The organism is uncultured Clostridium sp. (genome assembly GCF_937920395.1).
Taxonomy (GTDB): Bacteria; Bacillota; Clostridia; order Clostridiales; family Clostridiaceae; genus Clostridium_AD.
The window spans coordinates 1-20767 of sequence record NZ_CALEVF010000296.1 but is presented as its reverse complement, the minus strand read 5'-3'; the positions used below and the strand labels follow the sequence as shown (position 1 = coordinate 20767).

Below are 20767 nucleotides of genomic sequence, written 5' to 3'. Positions count from 1 at the left end.
ATTTTATTTAAAAACGTGCGATTCTAGTAGTCCTGTTGTATTGCAAAATTGCCTGTTCTAGATCGAAAGAAACAATACTTCTTTTCCCGACTCTAAATTCATTATAATATCTCTTTTCTGCTGAATTTCGATCTACTGTACTTCTTCGCTTATCATTCCATTCAATAAAGGCCATAATAGCTTCCAAAAAGAATGGATTGACAGGATACTCACCATTATTGCTAAATACTGGCATATACTTGATGTAAACCTCACTGTACGGGAAATTAAAGTCATATGTAATAATCCTTGAACCCCAATCTATATTATAAAAGCCAAGATCACTCTTAGCTCCTGATCCAAACTGACCAAATATAAATGGGGCTACGTAATTCCCATTTGGATCATAATAAATATTAGCATCATTATTCAACAAAATTGGCACACTCTGTTGAGAAGTACGCGAAGGTGAACTGTTTCCTGCAAAACCAATAGATCCATCTTCTGTTAATGGAGATACTTCACCTTGGCCATTTAAAACACCAATCCTGATCTTACTCAGGCAGTCACAAGGAAGCAATGATGTTTTATTTGCCAATACTTCAATCGGAATCTCAATTGGAGTTGCTGTAGCATGCATATAAATCTGTCTGTACCCTCTGATACCTAAATCAGATATACGTCCATACTGGCTGTCTGGTAATTCCCATGCTGATAGATAATAGTTGATAACCTCATCTAAACTTATATTTGTCTCCATTATGCTTTAGGTTCTAAAATTTCAACTCCATCATTTTTAATGTCTTGAGGAACCCCAAGTATGATTGCTCTTAATTCAGCAACTACAGATTTCTTTAACGTATCTATCATATCCTGTGGCAGATTCAATTGAGAATCCAGTCCTCCGTCTGCACTGGCAATCACTAAGTTTATTGTTTTCACATTAAACACAGGCATACTATCCGGAACCAGCATATGCATTTTAAAGTCTTGAATGAAGCAGTACACCTTATTCATGTTTGGAAGCGACCTACGCCTCTGGACTTCGTGTCTTGGCATCATCTTAAACAGCGTTGAATCCATACCGGTACATCCACTAGTTTTTGAAGGATACAAATTGAATGACCTTTCTCTTGGGAGTCCTATTGGTTGTGCTGGTAATTTAAAATAATAAAACCCTGTATTGTTACTATAAAGCACAGGTATATCTTCAAATGTGATATAGAAAAAATCATCAGCATATGTTATTCCTTCAACATTCGTTAACTGGTACGCGTTAACAACAGCCAACGAAGCTATTTTATTGTTGACTTTCCCAAGTACAAATCTTTCACTAAGCCTTACATCACTTGAGGTAATGCCCCCGTATACTTCGTAAAGTATCTCCTGAACTACTTCTATTTTTGTCTGTATCATGCGATAGTATTTTCTTCATTTGTTGCGTACTGAACCATTTCAACATCTCTGATCGTAATACCCACATATGCAAGTATCCTATTAATTAAATCCAATTTCTGTGTTTGATACCACTCATAGTCAACAGATCCAGTAGATGCATATACCGGCCTTCCTGATACTATAGTATAGTTCCACTTAACAGTTTTAGGTGTCCCGTAATAGGTCATCAAAACTGTAGCTATCATAGACGGATAAACTTCAATCTGAGTCTCTAAATCAGTATAAATTGGATATAACACCGTAGGTACATCAATGGTACTATTAAGATAACTTGAAATTTTATTATTAGGAACCCATTTGACCGATTTAGTATTATAGGTAATTACATCTACATATTCGTTATCTGTAGGTATAGTGCCCTTATTAGAAGTTATAGTTATGGGGACATCCCTTTTCAAAAAAGGCCTTAACGATTGATCAATCTCCTTATTCATACTAGAACTTGTTTTACTAATTGCCTTTTGAAGCTTGTAATAATCCCTCGGAGAACCTAATTTCTCATTGAATAGGTCAATAGATGCCATGTTAGCATACTTATTGAACTCAGTCACAGTAATTGCCCCATGTTGTGCCTTTTGAGCCAAATTCTGTACTGTTTCGTATATCTCGTTGATTGATATCATAAACAAATATACCTTAAAAACAAATATAAATAAAAAAGGCCTGTACCTTTTAAAGTACAGACCCGCAACTATGAAACTAACGAAGAACTCAAAAAGTAACTCTTGCTTTTAAAACATCATAAACTTTTTCTCCGATTGGAGTGAAAGTGAAATCTGTAATCTCTGATAATTGGGCTTCTAAATCCTTCACAGCTCTAACCTCTGTAATTTGAATTTTTGTCTCTGCCCAAACTAGAGAGTGATTCTTAACATCTACTTCAATGATTCCTTGATCTAAAGATGCTTGAACTACATAAGCACGTTTAGTCTTAGGACTGCCAAAGTTATTGATAATATTAATTGACCCATTATTTTCAGTTTCGGCATATGCTCTAAGCTTATTCTTAACAATAAGTTCATCAGTATCCATAATGTTAAATACAACTCTAGCTATAGGCATTAGCTCTTCAATCGCGTTTTCATTTATAATATTTAACGCTTTCAACTTGGCGCCAAATATAGCCTCTTTTCTTTTCTCTAAGTCATGTTTATTGACCAAAGTATAAAGAGGTGGTCTTTTTGATATTCGATTAGGATTCCCATCATACTCATCATGAGAAAGCAAATACTCAACTAATCTCACATCTGATCCCTCCGCTGTTAATTGATTGTTATGTAAACTAAGGACTTGATCAGGATATCCATCATACCTTTCTCCCATTTCATCTACAAAAATTGTATCAGCAATAGGAATATATTTAATCGTACGCATACGGCCTTGTTCACCATCAAATATCTTACACGTAGCACTTAATATCTGGTGTCTTGAATTTGTAGATTTCTCTAGTACTTCAAACACGTAAGTTTTGTTAATGTCTATACCAAAATCTATTTCTTCGATAGTTTCTGTTTGGTAAGAAGTTTCTTTGATGCTTTCAAGTTGCTTTCTCAAGCTACTCTTTTGTTCTTTCTCAAGCCTTTTCTTCTCATGGTAAGCTTTAATGCCTGTTAATTTTGGTGTTTCTTGTTCGTTATCCATAATTGTATTGAAATGATAAAGGGAATGACACCATGCCATTCCCTATTTATTGATTAAGAACCTAGTTTAGTCCAAATGTAACCATTTAGTCCAAAGGCTTGTAACCCTTTTGTTGTTACATGTGAAATAACTAATTTCTCAGTATCATCAGTAGGAGTAGGAGCCAAACCACCTGTCGCTCTTACACGAATAGGAGTATCTTGCTCGCTTTGTCCTTGCCATCTGATATTGAAACGAGGAACGTTTGTACCATCTTCTGGATTAACTCCATCTCCACGAGGTATTAATAACCCTGCGTTGTTATAGAACCCGGTATTAATAGGGGCACCATTGATATTCGCTGAACTGAAGTAATCGTATGTTTTGAAATTTAACTGGATACCATGAACATCATATGCTTTAAAGTTCCTGTTAATCTCAGCTCCTTCACCCTCAAATGCATCTTTGTTAGCATAAACAATAGCACCTGCATTGTAAGTAGATGCAATGAAATCTTCTATCTTCATACGAAGCTCAAGGTTCAATAGATAGTCAAAATTCATTGAATATCCTTCGGCATCTACTAATCTACGGATGTTCTGAATGAAAGCTGCATTTACAACTGTAGAAGTCGTATCTGTTTGTCCATTTGCAATAACATTAGGAATTAATCCAGTATGCTGATTTTGGATACCAGCAATGTTATCAAATGGCTCTCCAAACATCAATAGATATTCTTGTTGAGCTAGGAATAAATCATATTCATTCCACATTTGGCGTGGTTTGTAATGATCAAATCCAGACGGATCATTAGGGATGTCAATTGTCTCAAATAAATTCCAATCAGAAAATGATTTGGTAGATTTAATAGTAGCACAAAAATTAGCTACGCGTTCATCTAACTGTACAATTGTTTCTTGTGATCCCGACCCTTCACCAACGATTGTAGGTCTAAATACCAACAAGTCTGTTGTTGCTACTGATGCCGTTACCGCTGCTTTAGTTGGTCTTAAAACAACTGTGTGTGCTGAAGGAGTAGTCGTATTCACCGAAACTACCTGATACAATTGACCAGTAGTATCATTGAAATAGTAATGCCCCGGTGCTGGTGGAGATAAAACTCCTGCGACACCACCTGAAGTTTGGTAGTATCCAGTACCAACAGTTACAGTAATATTAGCTCCTGCACCTGAACCGGTAACTGTTGTAGCTACTTTCCAAGACGGAGCATTTTTACCTTTTTGTTGCCATTGATAGAACTCCTTATTTTTGGTATACATACCAGCAGCACCTTTACTTGCGCTATTTTGAGCTTCACGTAAAACAATATAGTTTTTTGAAGCTAGAGAAGGATATTTTTTAATAAACTTCGGGAATGATCTAGGAACCAATAGGCCTAAATCAGTTAGAATTTGACGATTTGCAAAAGGACTTATCCTTACATGCGACGGTGTACCTGCCATTTTTGTGTGTTTTAAAGTGGGTTAATCTTTTTAATCTCCCATTGCTGCACTGTGGAAATCAAAGGCTACATCTGATTGAATCATTGTAGTTGAATTTCTCAAAGTAGAATTCTTCAGTTCGCGTTCATTGAATTCTTCTCTGTCTTTAGCAATGGCCTGTTTAATCATAGCCTTCTGAATTTGATTAGAAAATAGTTTTGTCGCTAATGATGTCATGTAACCCTTCATGTCTAACTCGCCATTTTGGTTTTGGAATGCTTTAAGCTCACTCTGTGTTGGAACGTGCTCAATAGCATAATCAGCTAACTCTTTTCTTTTTGCTTCATCTAATTTAAATTCTGATTTCAAGTCAAACTCGCCTTGGTCTAAATCAATCTTCAAATCAAATGATAATGTCTCAATTTCTTTGGCTGTATTATTTATTTGTAATGTTGTTTCTTCTTCAAATCTAGTGTTTTTTTCTTGTTCTACTAATTGGTCAGCTTTAATTTGCTCTTGATTAGCTCTAAAGGACATATATTCCTTATAACCAGCATCCAAATCTAATACGTTTGGTAGACTAGGGATCTCTACTCCGGCAGATTTTTCTTTAAAGAAGTTAGTCGCTTCACTAATTAGCCCTTTACGGTCAATTTCCTGCTTTCTAAGGAACGTTCTTATCTCCGGTGTCATATCATCCTCGTCAATATGAGTAACACCTATGCCGAATTCCTGACCGGCCTTAAACACCAAATCCTCATGTGTTAAATGAGGATGCTTTTCTGCTAAATATGTGAAAATTTTATCTTCTTCGCTAAGGCCTTCATAAGCGAACTTATCTTTCAGAAGATCATAAATGTCTTTATCTTCTCCTTTTGAAAGTTTATCAAGTACCCACCTTCCTTTATCATCTAATGTAAATTCAGGTTTAACTTCTTCAGTTATAACTACCGTTTCTGGAATAACTACTGTAGGCTTAACCTCTTCAGTAATGACAACATCAACTGGTGACTTTAATTCCTCTACAACTTCGCCTTTAGGAGTCTCGTCAATAGTTACTGCTACACCTTCACCTACCGGCTCATTGAAGTAAGCTTCTATCATTTCATCATTTTGTGTGTTCTCGTTGTTTTCAGTATTCATAATCTTATTTTTAATATATGTTATTGTGGTTGCATATTCTGTTCTGACATCCCTTCCTGTTGCATCTGATCTTGAGGTTGTCCACCTTCCATCTGTTGTTGTTCTAACATCTGCTGTTCTTGCATGGCCTGTTCTTGTTCAGCCTGTTGTTCTTTCTCCGTCTCAGCCTTTACCTGTTGGTCTATTAATGCTTGAACGTAATCTGGAATTTGTTTTACTTCAATATCCATAGACTTCAAAAGAGAATCGTTAATTAGTTTTTGCATCATTAAATCATGCTCAATTTGGCCTTTAACTGTAGTCTTTTGAATTTCAAGTTGATCTAATGAAGCTTGTATGTCTGCTTTTTCTTTAGCTTGTTGTTGTACAATTTGAGCTTGATTTTGTTGAGCATTATTTTGAATCTCAATTTGTTGTTGCTGTTGTTCTTTGGCTCTTTTCTTCTTAACAAAAGCTAAATATCTAATAGCCAAATCTAAATTAGGCACTTTACGAACGTAAATAGCATCTTCTAATTCAATTGTTCCAGCTTGTAGTGCTGTATTAATCTGAGTTTCTAAGAATAACTTTTCATCTTGAGACATGTCTATGGTGATCATAGTGTCGTAATTACTGGAAGTAATGTCCTTTCTCCTTTTGATGAAATCTGAATTTTTTTGCCCAAGCAACTTAATGTACATTGAATTGACATCAGATTGTTTAAGTGTATCCCATAGTCTTATTGCAACTCCTTTCGACGTATCTGTCATAATACTAACTACACCTCCGTATATGTGACCTGTTGCTGTATTAGAAGACTGCATTTGATTATTCATAACCTGTAATCCTATCCTTGGGTTCACACCACTACCATCCCTAACCTCGTTAACTCCGATATAATCCCTAATACATCCCAACTCAAAATTATATACATTAATGAATTGACTAATTTTATCACCCATATTGTGTATTGCCTGTTCGATAGCCGGTCTACCAGCTTCCCCAGACATAGACTTACTTGACCAGTACTCATCACCAGTCTGAAGTCTAATCTCTCTTAGCTTAAGAGCACTTACAGTGCCTATTCCTTTCCCAAGATCCAATTCAAGAGCACTATCTATATCAATACGAGAACCATCAGGAGCAGCAGAAGCTAAATGCTGTTGTATTTTCAGAATAGCCAAATCCATTTGAATAATAGATGACTTCATAGCATCTATTGGCGATTTCGGAAACATTGTTCCGTCATTGTTCAGCATATAACCAGAGTAACTGAATTTAAGATCTTCAGCATCTTCGTTGTTACGAAGTAGGTTAGGCTGTTCTTCCCACATTGGGATGCAATCACTACCAATTAAATAGGCTCCCTGATAAATTGTGACTAATGGTTTCTTGGTTACTTTTTTATCTTCCGCTGTTGGCACATAAGTACCTTTTACGTATTCTACTACTTTATTCCCATTACGGTCTTTTGTCGTAAGTACATTGATATATTTTGTGACTTTATATTCAAAAAACAAAACATCAATGATAAAACCATCATATGGCCTATTGTAGTTATTTGAATATTCTGTATTATATTGAACTAAATCATTTGGATTACCGTATAAGCCTATACTATTTTTGGCTAAGTCATATAAAGTGGCTTCTGGTATTTTAGGCCACATAGCCCTAACATCAGTAATACTCATTCGCTCCATATGTCCCATATAAGGGACTCCCTTGAAGTTTAGAGTATTTGTATTAGGGTAGATCATAAACTCTGGCTTAACCCTTCTTATCCTGATCCTATTGCATCCATCAAAGTAATTCTGAGTCCATGCCATTGCAGTATCTACTAAATCACCAGCAATGTCTTTTTTAATACTTTCCCAATCATTGTTGTAAAGGACAAACTGAATACCTTCTTCCATCAGAAGTTCTTCGCGCTCCTTATCATTCAATTCAGCCCAAATATTCAATTCATCTTCAGAATCAGGTGTGAATGAATTAGGATCTTCAAACTCCATTCCGGCCTCTTGTTGTGCCCCCTTAATGAATTCACCTTCTTTCATTCTAAAAGCTGCATCATCTTTTTTATCATTCTTTCTCTTCTTCATTTCTAAAGAAAGTCCAACACATTCTACGCGTTCAACTTTCTCCATGATAGAATTTACAAGAATGTCTCTGAATTTTGGCGCGATTGCTCTTGGGTGATAATCTAAATTGGTAAAGCTATTTTTACCGTCTATTTGCATTAAATCCAAATAAACCTGAAACGGTTGTTTCCCATTAGCGAAAATCCTGCTTTCTTGAAATTTGATGTTCCTAGATGAATAATAACTATTACCCCCTAATACTGCTGTGCTATAAATGGCGGTTCCCACTGCCAAACCATATCCCGGCGTTTTCTTTTCCTCATCAGGAAGTATTGGAGAAGGGAATACATTCTTAGGATATAAAGTCGTTTTCTCTGACATACTAGTAAAATTTCATTACAAATTTATATTAAATATTTGTTTATTTCATTTTAAGCTGTTTTAAGCTTAAATGTGCGTATTAGAGGTGTACTTCTTTCTTTGGGTACAATTTGCTTGTATGAATCATCTAATGCGATCAGAGCGTATCCAAATGCCATACACGCATCAAATACAGTTCGTTCTTTCACGTTGAATTTAAGCATGTCCTTTAGTAGTCTCAAAAATAATATCTTATGCATATTATTCAATGCATATTCAACCATTTTAGTTAAGTGAGTCTCCCTTCCCTGAGCATCTTGAGGATTCATCCCGTATACCTCAGTATTATTCATTGATCTTACTGTAGTAACCAAATATCCAACCTTTTTCTTTGCATCATTCTCAGAGGCTAAATGCTCTCTGATAGCCCAATCTTCCCAATCTGTAGGGGATCTTTCAGCTAACATTCGAATTCCATAATATTCAAGTCCCATATATACTTGCTTATGAAAATCATCCTTAGTCTTAGGTCTACCAATAAACATTGCGACTGGCATTCCTGAATTGTCAGGATTTAGAGGGTTGTACCTCTTGAAAACAATTAAACATGAATCAGATCCTTTTTCAACTGTATTCTTACTATGGGAATAAGTATCTAGTCCTGCTACACCATACGAAGTGTTGTCAGGGAAATTAATACCATCCTTACAGCCTTTTCTACATGAATCTTTTTCATCTAAAAATTCCAGTATATACCACATTCCATCTTTTTTATCATCTTCCCAAGTAATCGAGTTATTTGGCAATTTTCTCCATGCCCCTTTACGCCCATTATCATCTTTCTCTGGATTTCTACCCTGTTCTGAAATAAGGTCTTTAACAAACTGTATCTGACTATTTAGATCTTTTAGATTAAAGTGACACTGGTTATTAGCCGATTCAAATACTTCTTTAGGATTATACGGAACCATACGTACTTCTTCCATATAAGCCTCAGGATCATCCTCTAAATTGGCTCTTTGGATATCACAGAACTCTTTGGATCCTATGTATGGGTTTAAACAATTAGGATCTTCCTTCAGCCATTCTGTTTGTTCTTTAGTTGGAGTATTGATTACAGAATTTCCATACCTATCAATCCAACCATCCATTCCCCGGTATCCTTCGATGAATAAGCGGTATAGTTTGGATTTTGTCTGGCCTAAGACATCTAACTTTGTCTGATCAGACTGATCCCATACAATTTTATAGTTGTCCCCTCCCTTATCTCCTTTATTGACAGTAGTAATCATGATGATTCTACCGGTCTGCTTACCAGCACGTATAATTTTTAATGCTACCTGAAGATATTCTGAAATATCAGTTTCCTCCCATTTACCAGCCTCATCAATAAGAAGCATCCACAAACCATCCCCATCAAATACGTTTGCGCTTGTAGCACGCCATTCAACCTTATTGTTAAGTCCTTTCTCTGCTGCGGTTCCTTGGGAAGCTTTATTCCCTTTCTCTGTTGGTTTGGTAACGTGGAGAACTTTAACCGGAGTCGCATTACCGCTGATACGAGGTTTTAAAAATGGTGGTAAGCTATCAAAAGCATTAACGAGCATCAACTTGAAAATCTTCTCAGCATCAATACCAGTCTTGGATACAATACCCTGCTCTGTATTTTGCTTGATTAGGCAATACTGAAGCATAATAGACATACTCATGGTAGAAACACCAATACGTCTACCCTTCATCATATTCATGCCTCTACACTTTGGGTCAGTAGCGCATATTTCAAAAAACATGAAAAACAAAAGAGACGTATCCTTGTAATATGGATACGCCCCTTCTTTAACCCAAAACCATTGATGAAAGAAATAACAGAATGAATTGAAGAACACAGGTTTCCCATTGATCATTATCCATTCCCCCTCTATGATCCTTTTTATTTCGGCATGATACCATTCCATCTGCCCCTCTGCTGGATCTATGAACCATACACTCCCCTCTTTTGGATTCTCATTCCAGCTCCAATTCTCATACTCTTCGTTTCGATACCATACCTGTTGCTTCTTAGGTCTATCATGACCTTTGATTGTATTTAATTCAGGTACTGGTGGTGTTTTATAAACCAATCCTTCATACAAAGGAATAATTATAGATTCTCCGGGTTTAACTGCCATTTAAAACTCCTTCTTTTACTTTTTTCATCACCGTCTCAAAAGAATTTTGCCCTACTTTTATAACCGGCTTGGCAAGAGGTATTTCTTTACCTTCAACTACAGCAACAATCTCAGGTTCTGGTTCAACAATATCATTTGGCTTACCTTCATACATAGAATTTACCAAATCACTGAATTCTTTGATCTTCGGTGCATCTTTAACCATTTTCAAGAATGTATCCACAAACTTACCTGACAGTTCAACTTCAGTACCATCATCATGAGTTTGTTCCCTCGACAAAAGATCTAAATCTTTAGATATTTTACTGGCCATTAAATCTATTGACCTAATGAGTTGCTTTGAATTTTGAGCGTTGAAAGATTTAACCTCCTCTTCCAACTGTATAATGTAATCATCAGTAACCTTGTTACCTGATCTTATCGTAGAATCAATTTGCATTATATGATGTTAAAGTCTTTCAATTGTTCTTCAGTAAAAAAATCAGTCATAGGCCTATCTTTAAATAAACCAATCAATCTTACCCAACCTTCATTATCCTTTGTGATTCTAAGTAAGTCTTCTAAACTCTTAGAGGTCAATATCCTTACCATCTGAGGCTGGCAAGCCCCCAAATTACCAGCTTTTAATATGAAATAGTCCCTTGTTTCTTCAAAATTTCCCATGACATTATGAATTTATTACCCCATGAATATTATCATCAGCTAAAGCTACAATTACCTGATCTTTGAACCTTACTCCGTAACTCCTAAACCTAAGAACCATATCCCCATCTTTTATCCATTCATCCAGTCGCTGAACTTTATCCAGTTCCCCACACCTAATAACTTTAGCTTTAATTGTGTTGCCCCTTTTTACCATTGACAAATCAATAAAACTACTTTTTATCTCATCATCATGATCTTCTAACAAAACTCTTCCAGCAGTTGGAAATATTTCCTCTTCTCCTTCAAAACTCTCTATAATTCCAGCAATCTCTTCCTTCATCACCTTAAACAAGTTCTCCTGTTTAATTTCAATGCCATATAAAGCGTTCTTTTCAACTAAAACAGTTTTACCTATTAATGATGTGTCTTTAGCGTAAACAACCTTACCACGGTCTTTATATTGCGCCTGTTGCAATTCTAATCCTATTGACGAAGTAGCATCAGTTAGAATTGATTCAATAATAACCATATCTCCGATTGGCTCTATTTGCCCTTCATTGTATTTGAAGTAAATATTTCTTACAGGAACTTTGAATAGTAATTTCCCATCATGCTTAACGTGATCAATTAATGTGAATGACCTATTCTCTCCAATATCCCCATGAAAAGTAAAATGGTTTACAAACACAATATCCCCTAAACATAAGTTTAGAGGATTATTTGTTGTTAAGCACTCAACTATTCCTAGCTGGCAGTTTCGTGTCCTGAGATTATTTTCCCAGTCTTTAGCTATAAAAATTTCTTGACCACCTAAATCAATCTTTTCTTTGTGATCCAAAATAGGTGATAAAATGTAGTTCTCCGTGATTGTTTTAAACATAGTTATTCTTCGTTAGTGAATATGCGATTCCAGTAAAGACCATACTGATATCCATAAGGTATTTTAAGAAGATCTTCAAACCTCTTCTCCCCTTCTGGCGTAAGGAAATAGTATAATCTTTTATCAAATCTACGAATATATCCCTTCTCTACTAAAATTTTGATTTGACTAATAAAATGTCTTGTTATTTCTTCCCCGAATCTTTTCGTCACTTCTGCCCTAGAAAATGCATCTAATTGGTATCCTACAGACAAATAAACTAATTCATGAAATGTTGTCTTTCCACTTCTTACAAGCTCTTCATACCCAATAATAGCCCTTAACAACATCTCTGCTCTAACCGCATCTGAATTACTTCTCATCCACCTGAATTTCTTAGTTAGAAATGCTTCTACTGATTTCACCTTAGAGAGTTGTTTTGTTATTACTTGATTTTTCATAGAAATTTTTCTATTAAAAGTCTTTTTATCTTTAATAGTATTTAACTGACGAGCGACTGAGGCTCTTAACCTAGCTATTTCTGCATCTTTCTTCTTCAGTTGAATGTCTTGATACTTTAAGATCCTATTTGCATCCTTCTCAAAAATCTTAAACTCTTTAGTAAGTTCAGCATTCATATCCTTAAACCTGTTCTTATGATGAGTATTTATGCCGTTCTTCATTGATATAAGAAAAATTTTACGACATAGGTGTCTGTAAATACCAGATCTTAAGATCAATTCATCAGCTATTTTTAAATAAGGTTTTCGCTGTCCGTTACCTTCTGTGTTCTTCAGTGTTGATTCCATAATTATTTTCTTCCTAATGCTTGATCAAATTGTTTTTTATTATACGATTTAAATTGTGGATCTGGTAAGTTGTATTCCACCTTATCCATAATTTCTTGCCTTTTTTCGCCCTGAAAGAAATGATACTTTATTTTTATACCATTCTCAAATTCAACATCAAAATCTCTTTCCATTTCTTCAACAGTAATTATCCTTGTAAACTGAGAATAATCCCTAGTAAACATGAAATCTTGATACATATCAATTCGCTTCTTCAACATGACAATGAAGTCATCGTAATCCGGCCTGTCTTTTCTAATGGTATAATAATGATTGTATTCCAGAGTAAGAAGTTTACCAAACATCTCTATCTCATATTTTGACAGGCTATGACTCATCAGATAGTTTGATTACGTCCGTCATTGTTTTATTATCATTTTCTAAAAACTTGATTTGCTCTTTTAGTTTCATGATTTCTACATTATTTGATCTTATAGTCCATCTCATTTGCTGGTTGTGTGACGAAACTTTTTCAAAATAATTTAATACCCCAGATAATATAGCTATCCTTTCTTGTTGCTGATTAGATTTATCACTTGGTTTATTCTTCTGAAGAAAAAATACCATATCGCTCTGTATTTCGGTAATTATCCCTTTAGCAATCATAATTTTAGAGTATGGCAACATGTGATCTTCATATTCTGTCAAATAAACCTCAGACAAACCCAAATAATGAAGTTCAATTGGACTCATCTTTTCTTTTCTCCATTTGTCTTGATCGTATCCCATAATTAAAAAGGTAATTCTGATGCTCCTGTATCACTAGTAAACTCTATTTCTTCCTGAACTGGTATATCTTGCCATTCATATGCAAAACATGTTTTAGTACCAATTGTCTCATAATATCTTCCTTTCCTTGGATCTAATTTTATTTTTCCAATGATAGCTCCCGGCCTACCAACATCTTCAGGCTTAACTTTATTTATGTAAATGTCAACCTCTGTCTTGTTTTTACTTGGCCTATCAACGGTTATGATAGTCTTACCATTAGAATCCCAAGCTGCTCCACCTTTAATCTCATTCGCTGTTGGAATCTTCCTCTTACCAGACTGACCATTTTTATTCAGTACTTCGGTTGTAGTTGGCTTAACAGCATGCGCGATAGTATGCAAATGAACCTGATAGTCTTCTGCCATTGCATTCCTAATGCTCAATTCCTTATCCAAATATAAATCCTCTCTACCAGAATAAACATGCTCAAAATTCTTCCAACTATCACTAAGTCCACCGTCCAGTTTTCCAACATCGTCTTTATATTCACAAATCATTTCCCAAAATGCAAGAGGGGTAATTCCTGCTTTCATATCTTTTCTTTTGAAAAACACAAAACGATCAAATATCCAGTTCATTGAACTTGCCAATTCACGAGAAGTAATTTTGTTCTGATATCTATCATTGAAATCTTTACCAGTATGCATTTTAACAACTTTCTGAATTGCCTCTTTATCAGAACCAAGGTCTGGAAGGAATAACCCATATCTTTTATCATATCTACTCGCCTGACTCATCAAATTCTCCAAGGCGAAATAAGTCTTACCTGAAGCTGGCCATCCTGTCCAATCTGTTACTCCACCCTGCTTATGAGTATAATGATCATTCAAACACTTGAAACACGTTGGCAATCCGGGATGACCGTCTTTTGCCAAATAATCATCCATGTCATTAAAAATATCATTATACTGAATTATCTTTATTGAATCGGATTCTTTACCCATTGTTCCAAACCCCTCCTGACGGATTATTTATATGCCAAATGATGTTTGCTATTCCCTGATCCTTATCGAAGATCCACTCACCAGTTAAATACTTGTCTACGATCTCATACAGCCTCTCCTGAGTAACATAAGGACACAAACGATAGATATGCCTAGACCAGTTCTCTAACTCGCTTACATCGAACGGGAATGCCTTAACCATATCCAATCTCCATACAGCTTTAGCGATCTCAGTCTCCTTTTCATTAAGAACCGTACTTAGCTGCTGTTGATTCCCTTTTAGTTGTAAATTTTTGTTGTCCATTTTGTCCTGATTTTATTTGTAACATGATTTCATTGAATTTACTATTAATCACCGCAAGATCCTTATCCAAATAATAGCTTGGAAGATTTTCCAAAAGGAGAATACCAAAGTCTCCCACTGACTTATCATCTGCAACTCTGGAATTCTTTTTAAACGTTGCTTCTATATTCTTCCGAAGAAGACTCACAGATTTAGCATGTACCGGACTGAAAATAAATTCCGGGTGCATCTCTTCAAAGAACTTCGAAATGATCCGGTGGTGCGCGGAGTCTTCTTTTGTTTTAAGATCTGCTTCTACTGAAGAAGACATTTTAGATTTATCAGAAGAATTTTTAAATTCTTCATTGATATTAAGAATATTATTATTATCTAAAGTATTATTATTGGGTAAACTTTCTTTACCCCCATGTAGTAAAGATTCTATACCGTCTACAAGGGGTAAAGAATCTTTACCTCCGGTAAAGTAGACTGAATTCCATTTAAGAGTTGATTGTATGAACATAGTCTCTGGATCTCTATGTATAAAGCCTTTTTGCTCCAAAGTATTGAGCAAATTCAAAATTGACTGTTTTGTAACTCCTAAATCCTCTGCTAAAGAAGGTCTGGATTTATAACACCATCCTTTAATTTTAGATTCTATGTTGTTAGATAGAAAGAAAATCATATCTGCAAGTACATATTCATTACAACTTAACTTGTGCTTCTTGCGGAATTCATGCTGAATATTAGTGAATTTTAAACTAGCCATTTTTCACCTCCTGTATCTTAGTGAAAAATAAGTCATTTAATAAAGCATCCATAGCAGGTTTCAATATCCTAAACGATTCTTTTTTGTTATCATGCACATCACTTTCATCCATGCTAATCCAAAGTAATACAGGCATAGGAGTATCGTGTTTCTCTCCAATTGTTTTTAGAAGTGCTGTGCTAGGTTCTTTTTCTCCATTTTCTATGCAGGATAGATAAGATTGTGTAATACCAATGCTTTCAGCATATTCGGCTTGAGTGACCTTTGGAGTTAATGACTTCCTTAATGTTCTGATTGATTTTCCTAAATTCATAATGTATATATTGTTTTTAATTATAAACAAATATATATATTATTTCTGTTAGAACAATTAAAGTTTGTAATTATTTTAAATTTTAAACAAAAAAAATCCCGATATCATCACGACAACGGGATCAGACTATTTAACATATCTTAATTTTATTCTGTCGCTGTTGATGTCGAAACGTACTCATGTGCAAGTGTTGGATTTGTTTCTACTTTTAGATCAAGAGCTAACAATATTTTATTAGCCAAATGAATCAATCCTTCTTTAAGTTCAGGTTTAGTCAATAACTTCTTCTCAATGATGTTCCCAAAATAAGTAAGTTCATCTCCTATTGGTAGGATAGGCAAAATATACCCCGTACCGTCTTCCATTTTAATTAATGCTGGTGTACAGAATGTATTAGATGTCCCATTTAATTGTTTAACTATACCAGCTACTGCTTCATCTTTAAGATCTTCAGAGGCTTTATACACCAATTTAATGTAAGGCTTGTGATCTTCTCCGATTTGAATTGTTATTTTACTTTCCATGTTGTTTTGTATGGCTCATAAGCGGAATTGCTTTATGGCTATAACAAAGTTAAATAAAAAAGCCTAACATTTCTGATAGGCTCAAGATATCAATTGTCGCTACTGCTGACCTCTATCTTATTTATGCCGGAATACCTTCTTCCTCTTCATGCTTGGCCTCTACCTCAGCCTTACTAAGCGTAGCACCATTCTCAAGCCATTTCTTAGTCAAAACTTGAATATCGTTCGCTACAGCCTCTAATTCTACCACTAATGGGTACTTATTCTCTGCATGACGATCCAAGGCCAATACCGGAGTCTCAATTTTAACTTTGAAAGGTTTTCCAAACTCTTCAATCAACTTATGTCCGAATAATTTAACACTCTCTACATTGTTATTCCCGAAGAAGTGAACCTTAGTTACCACCACACCATCAAAACGCTCGTCATCTGCATAGTGATGCTCGTCAAACCATTTTTGATAATCCATATTCTCATCCAGATCAATGCTCTTGTCTGCAAGTGTAGTCCCAAACATCAAGTGAGGAATTAATTTGTCAAACGCATTGCTGAGATCTTTATTGATCGGCTGGTCACTCTTCTTTGACCATTCTGTGTTGAAATACTGCTTGTCTTTATTAGTTTCAACTTTAGAAAAGTCCACTTTAACAAACTGTTTTTTAGATTTTACTGTTACTTCGATTTTTTTGTAGTTCATCATATAATTGCTTTTTAATTGTTTACGAATTTAATGATTTAAAAATAGCTTCTGCATTTTTTATAAAATCTGAACAAGAATAACTACTTGGAAGTTTACTTCCCATAGGGTTATATGAAGGTTCTGGTTTTAATTGAAGTGCCATCTTAAAAGCTTTAAGTTTAAGTTTTTTATCCATTAAACTAATATACTCATTTAAGTCTATTTCTATCATAATTGGTGATTTTTCCATTTTGTTTTATTTAAGTTGTTATTTAATTTTAACTCCCATAGTCAATAGCGACTATATTTCCTTTATAGACTCCAAAGCTGTCTATCTTATGTTCAACGGGTACTTTACAGTCTCCAAAGTAAACAATATGATCACCTATCTTGTTGAAATCTTGTTGCCAAAAATAATCTATATCCATAAGGGCGAACTGATCTTCACTAAGACTATTACATCTTGCCATTACGACCATGAACCCACCCGGTACACTAAAAAGTACAGGACACATACGATCATCCTTCATAGAACTGAATTTTACTTCTTGCATATTCCCCAGCAACCCTTTCAAAAACAACTGCCACCCATAATTTAAACGAGGTATTTTGACTGCATACTTGCCAATCAAAACCACATGCCTCGTGCATCCTCCTTTTATTTGAATCATTTTTATTTAAATTTTATACTTTTCTGTGCATCTGGTAACGGTAACTCAAAATGAAGAAACTCATTACACCATAAACGGATCTTTTCCGCTCTATTTAATGACACCAATAATATCCATGAGTCATTGTGTTTTTTGAAATTGAACTATAAATACTTCTTCGATTTATATTGTTTTGTCTACCGGCTTCTGCAACGGATACATACTGTGATATAATTTCTCCATCGATCGATTTTTTAAAAACAACTTTAGATTGATATCCATTATGGACATTTTTCATATTTGGTATTCTTTTCAAAACTTTAAAAGAGTGATTTATATTCTCTTTTGCAGTATTCCACTCTAAGTTCTCTACCCGGTTGTCGTCCCTTATACCATTCTTATGGTTTATTTGAGGTTTATTCTCAGGATTGGGTATAAATGCAAATCCAACCAACCTATGAACTCTTATAGTATGATTTATCTTATCCTTTTTAATACCAACAGCGTTATAGCCATATACTTTATTAAATTTAAGTATTCTGGGATAAATAACACATCTAATATTATTTTCACCCATATAGTCAAATCCTTTTGACCTAACATTACCTAAATTACTAACCTCATAATTTTCAAATCCAATTATAGTTCTATATTCTTCCATGATTACTTTATATTTTTGAATTTTAATTCTTTTGATTCACCAGCCGGTGCTAATACTATACCGAAGAAGTCTAATGCAAACATTACTGTATTATCAATCAACTTACCCATTTCAACTGTATCCATCTTTGAGGTATCCTGAACATATTCTAATAATTCTCCTGTTTTCTCGTTGAATTGCTCATTACCATCTTTATCCAGCAATGGCTTCCTAGCATACAACATCTTCAATGTAGATTTGACATCATCGAAGTCTTGACCAGTATCATCTGCTATTTCAAGACAATACACATGGAACAATGAATTCTGCTCCACCGTCCTTTTACGCCTGTACGTCTCATAGGTTACCGTTATACGAACTGACTTACCAAAGTCCTGAAAAAACTGCTTCACAAGGCCCATATTGAGATGAACAACTTTAGGGTTGTTTGGATCCGACAAGTCCAAGTCTGCTATGGATGTCTTTTTCATACACCCTGAATATTAAAATGTATACCATGGAGTATTCCAGTAGCAAAAATATTACCGCTTCCGTCACCACATCCTTCCCCACACCTAGCCATAAAACCATAACCGTATTCATCCTGTACATCTTTAAACAATTGAGGAAGTTCATTCTTATCAAGAGTAATAGTAACCATTTTATGGCCTTCAAATTGTAACAGCCCCTGTGCTACAGATTCAAGTTTGTCTAATGTTGTCATAGTCTATTTTTTAAGTGATTTATGTATCTCTCCTACTACCCAGCCCAACAGATAAGCAAATGGCTCATCATTATGGCTATCAGCTTTAACATGCACATCATTGAAAATATAATTCACAATATGAGTAGCCTCATGTGCTACAACTTTAGCAGTACAGTTTGGCTTCAGAAATACTACATATCTTGAATAACCCTTTTTACTCCTCCTTTGATAAGTAAATGCATCATACAATGAAACATCAAACTGATCCCACTTCATGCCAAGTGTGTCAGCTGACTTTTTGAAATCTTTGGATATTACGATATCTAGTCTACCAAAATAGATCGGTACTTTTTTCTTTGTTAGTCTCATAGTTTTGTCTTTAGTTTAACCGTTGCTACCAAATTGTGATCGTCTATCACACTCTTTATCACCTCACACTCCTCATAATTCTTTACCGACTCATAATGCGCCAACTGCATCAACAATGAGCCTATACCGTACGTATGCAAGTATACCTGCCAATATTCCTTATCTGTGGCCATTATCTATCATTTTAAATATGAATTCAATAGATGCATCCATACACTTTTCTTTGGTCATGTATCCGCTATAATTAGTAGTAGACTTTCTTGGAGAAATGAACCATTCAAATCTCCATCCACCACTTGTTTCAGATAACTTCCTATTTACACGATAACATTTCAATAACCAGTTCAAAATATCGTCTTCACATATTTCAAATCCTAAGCCCATAGCAATAGAAAGTATATTTGGTTTTACTCTTTTTCTGTTTGATTCTATTAATTTTATCATGAGCTATTTTAAATTGTTCGGATACTTATTAATTCTATTCCCCTTGAAGAAGTACTGAGGATTGATCCATATAACATCCTTTAAGCGTTCGTGTGGCATTATATAGCCTGAAGCAGATAAATCCTTCACAGCATCCTTAAAAGTGTTCACAGAACTCATACCCATACTCTTCATGTACTCTGATCGATTCAACCACATGAAATCCTCACCAGACCTCAAACTATACATCACATGTAACAACAACTCCTTACCCCTAGGACTTAAATCATTCATCTTTGCCTTAGCACCAGCAATCTCAAATAACTTCAAGTACGGACTAGCCTCTATCTTAATATCCACATCAGGCTCATCCTTATTACGCTTCCTAATCTTACTACCAACCTTAATACACAGGCCTATCAATAAAGGATTCAATCCCAAATCGACTACCTCAAATTCTTCTGGTTTCTTACTTCGTTTAATCATAAACCAAATATACATATTATTATCATATCGTCAATACATTGATAGTGTTTTTGAGTCAATATTTTGATTTTTAACAATTTTTATTGTCAATAGCCTGACTTTACATATACGAAGTGTTTTCCCGGTCAATCAAGTCATTTAGGCCGATTATAACAACTATTTCAAACATTCTCGTAACATGTATATTATACTAATAGTATATATAACTAACTGTGATTAGAACCGGCATCTAAAGATACCTACTAACCCACACCAAAAAAATATTTTAAAAATTTAAACATACACGCGTTTGGGACTATCCCCCACCCATAGGCCATGCTGATTCGTTTGGGGAAGACCCCCACCCTTGAACCCGTACCCCTTCCAACTTTGGGATTTTATTTTGTGGTGGCTTGTGTTGATGTGCTATAGTTTGCGAAACGCGATTGACCTATAACGCGCTTTAGCAATATCGGAAGGATCATTGATGTGTGTTGGAAGGCGAACCAATTAACACACTTGAAAGGGAAACCCAAAATACATAACACGCAATAACCACAAATTGTGGCGTAGCGCATGCGTAAACAGCATAAACAAACCAATCACAACCAACTCGTATGAGGGGTTGAAAGAAATGGTAGATCGGAAGAGC

28 protein-coding genes are annotated in these 20767 nt (G+C 35.1%); all 28 read right to left on the bottom strand.

Going from position 1 to position 20767, the window contains the following annotated elements:
• Positions 1–7 precede the first annotated feature (7 nt).
• Positions 8–739, bottom strand: a complete 732-nt coding sequence (locus tag Q0649_RS18580; protein ID WP_298845495.1) for a hypothetical protein — start codon at positions 737–739, stop codon at positions 8–10.
• The gene (locus Q0649_RS18575) at positions 739–1269 is read right to left on the bottom strand and encodes a hypothetical protein (protein WP_298845493.1); all 531 of its coding nucleotides are present in this window, start codon (positions 1267–1269) and stop codon (positions 739–741) included. The genes Q0649_RS18580 and Q0649_RS18575 overlap by 1 nt, the downstream gene beginning before the upstream one ends.
• 122 nt (positions 1270–1391) lie before the next feature.
• Positions 1392–2060, bottom strand: a complete 669-nt coding sequence (locus tag Q0649_RS18570; protein ID WP_298845491.1) for a hypothetical protein — start codon at positions 2058–2060, stop codon at positions 1392–1394.
• An 88-nt stretch (positions 2061–2148) separates the two neighbouring features.
• Positions 2149–3078, bottom strand: coding sequence for a hypothetical protein (locus Q0649_RS18565; protein ID WP_298845489.1), 930 nt, complete (start codon positions 3076–3078; stop codon positions 2149–2151).
• Between the two features lie 53 nt (positions 3079–3131).
• Positions 3132–4520 carry a hypothetical protein gene (locus Q0649_RS18560; RefSeq protein ID WP_298845487.1) on the bottom strand — a complete coding sequence of 463 codons (1389 nt, stop codon included), beginning with the start codon at positions 4518–4520 and terminating at the stop codon, positions 3132–3134.
• A gap of 30 nt (positions 4521–4550) precedes the next feature.
• Complete coding sequence (locus Q0649_RS18555) at positions 4551–5642, bottom strand: hypothetical protein (protein WP_298845486.1); 1092 nt, start codon at positions 5640–5642, stop codon at positions 4551–4553.
• A 20-nt stretch (positions 5643–5662) separates the two neighbouring features.
• Positions 5663–8080 (bottom strand): hypothetical protein, encoded by a 2418-nt coding sequence (locus Q0649_RS18550; RefSeq protein ID WP_298845485.1) that lies wholly within the window; start codon positions 8078–8080, stop codon positions 5663–5665.
• A gap of 50 nt (positions 8081–8130) precedes the next feature.
• Positions 8131–10227 carry a hypothetical protein gene (locus Q0649_RS18545; RefSeq protein WP_298845484.1) on the bottom strand — a complete coding sequence of 699 codons (2097 nt, stop codon included), beginning with the start codon at positions 10225–10227 and terminating at the stop codon, positions 8131–8133.
• The gene (locus Q0649_RS18540; protein ID WP_298845483.1) at positions 10217–10666 is read right to left on the bottom strand and encodes a hypothetical protein; all 450 of its coding nucleotides are present in this window, start codon (positions 10664–10666) and stop codon (positions 10217–10219) included. Before Q0649_RS18540 ends, Q0649_RS18545 begins: the two co-directional genes overlap by 11 nt.
• Complete coding sequence (locus tag Q0649_RS18535) at positions 10666–10890, bottom strand: hypothetical protein (protein ID WP_298845482.1); 225 nt, start codon at positions 10888–10890, stop codon at positions 10666–10668. The genes Q0649_RS18540 and Q0649_RS18535 overlap by 1 nt, the downstream gene beginning before the upstream one ends.
• Before the next feature lie 4 nt (positions 10891–10894).
• Positions 10895–11710 (bottom strand): hypothetical protein, encoded by an 816-nt coding sequence (locus tag Q0649_RS18530; protein ID WP_298845481.1) that lies wholly within the window; start codon positions 11708–11710, stop codon positions 10895–10897.
• Between the two features lie 44 nt (positions 11711–11754).
• The gene (locus tag Q0649_RS18525) at positions 11755–12540 is read right to left on the bottom strand and encodes a hypothetical protein (protein WP_298845480.1); all 786 of its coding nucleotides are present in this window, start codon (positions 12538–12540) and stop codon (positions 11755–11757) included.
• 2 nt (positions 12541–12542) lie between these two features.
• A complete protein-coding gene (locus Q0649_RS18520; RefSeq protein WP_298845477.1) occupies positions 12543–12917 on the bottom strand; it encodes a hypothetical protein in 375 nt (124 codons plus the stop codon).
• Entirely contained in the window at positions 12907–13308 is a 402-nt protein-coding gene (locus tag Q0649_RS18515) for a hypothetical protein (RefSeq protein ID WP_298845475.1), read from the bottom strand. The genes Q0649_RS18520 and Q0649_RS18515 overlap by 11 nt, the downstream gene beginning before the upstream one ends.
• Before the next feature lie 2 nt (positions 13309–13310).
• Positions 13311–14294, bottom strand: a complete 984-nt coding sequence (locus tag Q0649_RS18510) for a hypothetical protein (protein WP_298845474.1) — start codon at positions 14292–14294, stop codon at positions 13311–13313.
• Positions 14287–14496 (bottom strand): hypothetical protein, encoded by a 210-nt coding sequence (locus tag Q0649_RS18505; RefSeq protein WP_298845473.1) that lies wholly within the window; start codon positions 14494–14496, stop codon positions 14287–14289. Before Q0649_RS18505 ends, Q0649_RS18510 begins: the two co-directional genes overlap by 8 nt.
• 43 nt (positions 14497–14539) lie before the next feature.
• Positions 14540–15262 carry a hypothetical protein gene (locus Q0649_RS18500; protein ID WP_298845472.1) on the bottom strand — a complete coding sequence of 241 codons (723 nt, stop codon included), beginning with the start codon at positions 15260–15262 and terminating at the stop codon, positions 14540–14542.
• 76 nt (positions 15263–15338) lie between these two features.
• Positions 15339–15659, bottom strand: a complete 321-nt coding sequence (locus Q0649_RS18495; RefSeq protein WP_298845471.1) for a helix-turn-helix domain-containing protein — start codon at positions 15657–15659, stop codon at positions 15339–15341.
• Positions 15660–15805: 146 nt separating this feature from the next.
• Positions 15806–16183 carry a hypothetical protein gene (locus tag Q0649_RS18490; protein WP_298845469.1) on the bottom strand — a complete coding sequence of 126 codons (378 nt, stop codon included), beginning with the start codon at positions 16181–16183 and terminating at the stop codon, positions 15806–15808.
• Between the two features lie 121 nt (positions 16184–16304).
• Positions 16305–16883, bottom strand: a complete 579-nt coding sequence (locus Q0649_RS18485) for a hypothetical protein (RefSeq protein ID WP_298845468.1) — start codon at positions 16881–16883, stop codon at positions 16305–16307.
• A 19-nt stretch (positions 16884–16902) separates the two neighbouring features.
• Positions 16903–17112: a hypothetical protein gene (locus Q0649_RS18480; RefSeq protein WP_298845466.1), complete on the bottom strand. Its 210-nt coding sequence runs from the start codon at positions 17110–17112 to the stop codon at positions 16903–16905.
• 28 nt (positions 17113–17140) lie between these two features.
• A complete protein-coding gene (locus Q0649_RS18475) occupies positions 17141–17533 on the bottom strand; it encodes a hypothetical protein (RefSeq protein WP_298845465.1) in 393 nt (130 codons plus the stop codon).
• A 94-nt stretch (positions 17534–17627) separates the two neighbouring features.
• Positions 17628–18173: an HNH endonuclease gene (locus Q0649_RS18470; protein ID WP_298845464.1), complete on the bottom strand. Its 546-nt coding sequence runs from the start codon at positions 18171–18173 to the stop codon at positions 17628–17630.
• Positions 18174–18175: 2 nt separating this feature from the next.
• Positions 18176–18619, bottom strand: coding sequence for a hypothetical protein (locus tag Q0649_RS18465; protein WP_298845463.1), 444 nt, complete (start codon positions 18617–18619; stop codon positions 18176–18178).
• 20 nt (positions 18620–18639) lie between these two features.
• On the bottom strand, positions 18640–18876 hold the full coding sequence (locus Q0649_RS18460; protein ID WP_298845462.1) for a hypothetical protein: 237 nt from the start codon (positions 18874–18876) through the stop codon (positions 18640–18642).
• A 3-nt stretch (positions 18877–18879) separates the two neighbouring features.
• The gene (locus tag Q0649_RS18455) at positions 18880–19227 is read right to left on the bottom strand and encodes a hypothetical protein (RefSeq protein WP_298845461.1); all 348 of its coding nucleotides are present in this window, start codon (positions 19225–19227) and stop codon (positions 18880–18882) included.
• 159 nt (positions 19228–19386) lie between these two features.
• Positions 19387–19611: a hypothetical protein gene (locus tag Q0649_RS18450; RefSeq protein ID WP_298845460.1), complete on the bottom strand. Its 225-nt coding sequence runs from the start codon at positions 19609–19611 to the stop codon at positions 19387–19389.
• Between the two features lie 63 nt (positions 19612–19674).
• The gene (locus Q0649_RS18445) at positions 19675–20073 is read right to left on the bottom strand and encodes a hypothetical protein (protein ID WP_298845459.1); all 399 of its coding nucleotides are present in this window, start codon (positions 20071–20073) and stop codon (positions 19675–19677) included.
• Between the last annotated feature and the right edge of the window lie 694 nt (positions 20074–20767).

Coding starts and splice junctions, on each gene's coding strand:
- Q0649_RS18580 (WP_298845495.1), bottom strand. CDS start 739: ATGGAGACAAATATAAGTTTAGATGAGGTTATCAACTATTATCTATCA.
- Q0649_RS18570 (WP_298845491.1), bottom strand. CDS start 2,060: ATGATATCAATCAACGAGATATACGAAACAGTACAGAATTTGGCTCAA.
- Q0649_RS18565 (WP_298845489.1), bottom strand. CDS start 3,078: ATGGATAACGAACAAGAAACACCAAAATTAACAGGCATTAAAGCTTAC.
- Q0649_RS18560 (WP_298845487.1), bottom strand. CDS start 4,520: ATGGCAGGTACACCGTCGCATGTAAGGATAAGTCCTTTTGCAAATCGT.
- Q0649_RS18555 (WP_298845486.1), bottom strand. CDS start 5,642: ATGAATACTGAAAACAACGAGAACACACAAAATGATGAAATGATAGAA.
- Q0649_RS18550 (WP_298845485.1), bottom strand. CDS start 8,080: ATGTCAGAGAAAACGACTTTATATCCTAAGAATGTATTCCCTTCTCCA.
- Q0649_RS18545 (WP_298845484.1), bottom strand. CDS start 10,227: ATGGCAGTTAAACCCGGAGAATCTATAATTATTCCTTTGTATGAAGGA.
- Q0649_RS18540 (WP_298845483.1), bottom strand. CDS start 10,666: ATGCAAATTGATTCTACGATAAGATCAGGTAACAAGGTTACTGATGAT.
- Q0649_RS18535 (WP_298845482.1), bottom strand. CDS start 10,890: ATGGGAAATTTTGAAGAAACAAGGGACTATTTCATATTAAAAGCTGGT.
- Q0649_RS18525 (WP_298845480.1), bottom strand. CDS start 12,540: ATGGAATCAACACTGAAGAACACAGAAGGTAACGGACAGCGAAAACCT.
- Q0649_RS18520 (WP_298845477.1), bottom strand. CDS start 12,917: ATGAGTCATAGCCTGTCAAAATATGAGATAGAGATGTTTGGTAAACTT.
- Q0649_RS18515 (WP_298845475.1), bottom strand. CDS start 13,308: ATGGGATACGATCAAGACAAATGGAGAAAAGAAAAGATGAGTCCAATT.
- Q0649_RS18510 (WP_298845474.1), bottom strand. CDS start 14,294: ATGGGTAAAGAATCCGATTCAATAAAGATAATTCAGTATAATGATATT.
- Q0649_RS18505 (WP_298845473.1), bottom strand. CDS start 14,496: ATGGTTAAGGCATTCCCGTTCGATGTAAGCGAGTTAGAGAACTGGTCT.
- Q0649_RS18500 (WP_298845472.1), bottom strand. CDS start 15,262: ATGATTTTCTTTCTATCTAACAACATAGAATCTAAAATTAAAGGATGG.
- Q0649_RS18495 (WP_298845471.1), bottom strand. CDS start 15,659: ATGAATTTAGGAAAATCAATCAGAACATTAAGGAAGTCATTAACTCCA.
- Q0649_RS18490 (WP_298845469.1), bottom strand. CDS start 16,183: ATGGAAAGTAAAATAACAATTCAAATCGGAGAAGATCACAAGCCTTAC.
- Q0649_RS18485 (WP_298845468.1), bottom strand. CDS start 16,883: ATGATGAACTACAAAAAAATCGAAGTAACAGTAAAATCTAAAAAACAG.
- Q0649_RS18480 (WP_298845466.1), bottom strand. CDS start 17,112: ATGGAAAAATCACCAATTATGATAGAAATAGACTTAAATGAGTATATT.
- Q0649_RS18475 (WP_298845465.1), bottom strand. CDS start 17,533: ATGATTCAAATAAAAGGAGGATGCACGAGGCATGTGGTTTTGATTGGC.
- Q0649_RS18470 (WP_298845464.1), bottom strand. CDS start 18,173: ATGGAAGAATATAGAACTATAATTGGATTTGAAAATTATGAGGTTAGT.
- Q0649_RS18460 (WP_298845462.1), bottom strand. CDS start 18,876: ATGACAACATTAGACAAACTTGAATCTGTAGCACAGGGGCTGTTACAA.
- Q0649_RS18455 (WP_298845461.1), bottom strand. CDS start 19,227: ATGAGACTAACAAAGAAAAAAGTACCGATCTATTTTGGTAGACTAGAT.
- Q0649_RS18450 (WP_298845460.1), bottom strand. CDS start 19,611: ATGGGCTTAGGATTTGAAATATGTGAAGACGATATTTTGAACTGGTTA.